The organism is Oleiphilus sp. HI0117 (assembly GCF_001635235.1).
In genome coordinates this window covers 1-3,000 of the sequence record NZ_LWGA01001030.1, presented here as the reverse complement: position 1 = coordinate 3,000, position 3,000 = coordinate 1, and the positions used below count along the sequence as shown (strand labels likewise).

2 protein-coding genes are annotated in these 3,000 nt (G+C 45.9%); both read right to left on the bottom strand.

Features of this window, described 5'->3' with window-relative positions:
• A partial coding sequence (locus tag A3757_RS18425; RefSeq protein ID WP_156506408.1) for a tetratricopeptide repeat protein occupies window positions 1–1,595 on the bottom strand: 1,595 nt, incomplete at its 3' end.
• A partial coding sequence (locus tag A3757_RS26980; protein WP_068740060.1) for a hypothetical protein occupies window positions 1,592–3,000 on the bottom strand: 1,409 nt, incomplete at its 5' end. The genes A3757_RS18425 and A3757_RS26980, both read right to left, overlap by 4 nt.

Genomic DNA, 3,000 nt, shown 5'->3' with positions numbered 1-3,000 from the left:
TGAATATCAACAAAACGCATTTGAGCCTGCTCCCGCTTAATACTTAAGCTTTCCAGAAGAGCTTGCCTTGCCTCTTGCTCTGTTGGCAGCTTATCTTTTGGCAAGGCTTTGATGCTCTTTAAGTAATCATCATAGAGCAGCACGGAAGCGTAAGCCGCATCACTACGACCAGAAAATTCTGAGAACTCATAACCAGCTCTTTCGAAAGCCGAGATCGCTTCTGGAAAATGTGACAGTTGTGTCTCGCTCTCAGCCAATAATACTAGGCGCTCTGGCAAGTCTGAATGATTGGGAAAGGTCTCGGTAAAGGCACGGTTATATCGAGCAGAAAGCGTATATTCATCGAGCGTTTTTTGCTTGCTGGCAGAACGTTTCTTAGCAGCCTTGCGTAACTGGCCGGCTTTAACGTAATGGCGATCAGCTAACTCTTTTAACAGTGGCTCCAGCTGTTCTTTTGTATAGCCCAGCGAGTCGGTAGCACCTTCAGGCTCTGGCTTCGGAGCATGCGTTTGCCAAAATTCACTGCCTAAGCCATAAGTCTCAACAAATCGCACTTTCTCGGGGTAGATATCTTTCTTAAAGCCTGCGTGAACCAGCACAGTGATGATCTGCATTTGATATTTTGGCGACCACAAACTCAGTGGCTGCCTGGCAATATAGTTCTTATAAACTAACACCGCGTCACTAAACTGCTCTTTATTCAACAGGAAGTCTGCATAGCTGGAGTAAACAACATGCTCATAATGTCGCTGGCCCGTTTCTGCAAACAGAGCCCCCAAGCTTTCTGCCCCACCCAAATAAGAAAACGACAAACTCATAACGCGCATTAAGTCTTCGACCAGAGTTTGATGCTGATTCGCAACCAAGGCCGAGGCTTTATCTTGATCAGCCGAGTCCTGACTTAACAATAAATCTAACACGCGGCTGTAGCTTACCAGCGCTAAAGAGTATTTTGCCTGTTTGAACAAACTCCAGCCTTGCATGTAGTGGGCGTTAGCCAAAAAGGGGCTTTCCTCTTTAGGCGCTTCAGTCAGAATCACGGCAGAAAATGCCTGCTCGGCCAGCCTATACAGTTCGTCAGTGAACAGGATCTCTCCGCGTCTAAATTGTACTTCGGCATAATAGTTTGAGCCCGGGTATTGCTCGGCAATTCGTGTCAGTATCTTCAGGTGTTGATCACGCAAACCTTTCAACTCATAGGTCTTTGCCAATTGATATAAGACGTGATCGTTATCTTCTCTGTCTGGATACTTTTCAAGCAGACCTAAATAAGCAGTGATAGCGATATCCAGCTCATCAACAGCCTGCTCTGCCATTAATAATTCACCTTTCTGAAGCTTAAGATCGGCTAAGCGATGCAGAACCTTCATTTGCGTTTCAGGGTCTTTCAGCATAGGTAGCAGACGAGTGTAATTCTCGATAACTTCTGAAATTTCAAGACTTAAAGATGCCTCTCTATCAATCATCAAGACAGCAGGCTGAAGTGAAGCAATACTTTCAGGCCCATATAAGGGATAGGTTCTGGAGTCAAATAGCTGGCAGCCTGACAAAGCAAATAACAAGGTAAGCAAGCATGCTGTTCTAAGTAAACTCACAAGCTAGCCTCCTCTGTCGTCATGCTGGTTTTCTCTGCAGAATCCGAATGATAAACCTGGTCTGAAATTCGGGCTAATGACTCTCGCGAAGCCTTCAAATAAACACCCGCTTCAGCGATTTGCTTTTCGTAATCCTGTTTGGCCAAAGCAACAAGTTTATTTCTTGCTTGCGCAAGACTCTGGTCTAACTCCGTTCTAATTAGCGCTAGCTGCTCTCTTCCTTCAGAAACTCTCTTTGCTAGCGCTTCATTGCCACCATCAGACTCCAGTTTTGAACGTAACTTAGCTTGATATTCATTAAATTCTGCCATTTCACGATCGAGTGCACGAAGTTGTTTGACCGCCTGCCAACGATTGTCACTAAAGGACTCACTCAACCACCAATCGTAATAGGCTTTAACTCGATTCAAGCGCCGTTCGTAACGGCTACGCTTGCGATGATCATGTGGAATAAGTGCTAACGATGACTCGGCTTGCTCAATTTTCTTGGCATATTTAATCTGCTCCTCATTCATAAAGAATCGCAAGTCTTCAGTCTCGCTGGCATGATTAATCGCCGCAGCAAACCTGTCCTGCTCATCTTCCCAGTGTGCAGCGTCCTGGTTCTCCATCGCTTGCTTTGTTTGCTGTATTTTGTCTTCACGAAGCGCAATACGCGTTGCCATCATGGTGTCGAATGAGTCCAGCTGGCTAGCCCATTGAGATAAAGATTCTTCTAACTTATACAGCTCATGCAGCTCACTTACCTGGCGCTGAAACGCATCCGTTGCCAGAAGGTGTGCAAAGCTATAGTCATTAGGCTGAACATTTAGCATGCCATAGGCATCATTCACTAACTTCGCATCACCTAAGGGGCGTGAAAGGTTCAAGGCGGCAATCAAACGCGACTCATCGACCTCTTGTGCTTGTCTGCCAAAACGCTCTTGTAAAGATTCATAATGCTCAACAGCCACTCGGTAGCTTTGGAGTGCAAGCTTTGTTTCACCCATTTGCTCGTACAGATAGGACAAAGCATAAGGCACTTGCTGTAACCAGGGCGTAAATTGTGGGCGCTCTTTCAACAACGTTAAAGCTTCGAGCGCCAAGCCGTGCTGACCAAGGTTAGTCGCAGCAACTGAATAAGCGAAAAGTGCCTGGTCAGATAACAGACTATCTTTTCTGATTTCGCGTAAGACACCTAAAGCGGATTGATTGTCTCCCTGCTGAAGGTATAGCTGCCCAAGGCTTAGCAAACACTGTTCTCGTAAGTTAATACGCTCCCCAGCACCAACATCATTCGACTGACTATAGAGTTCATCTATTTGATTAAGCAAACCAGCTGCCAAGCGCTTCAAATCTCGCAAAGCAACACTTCGAACCACTTCATAGTTCGTATTAGACGCTGCCGCTAATCCACCAACGGCGG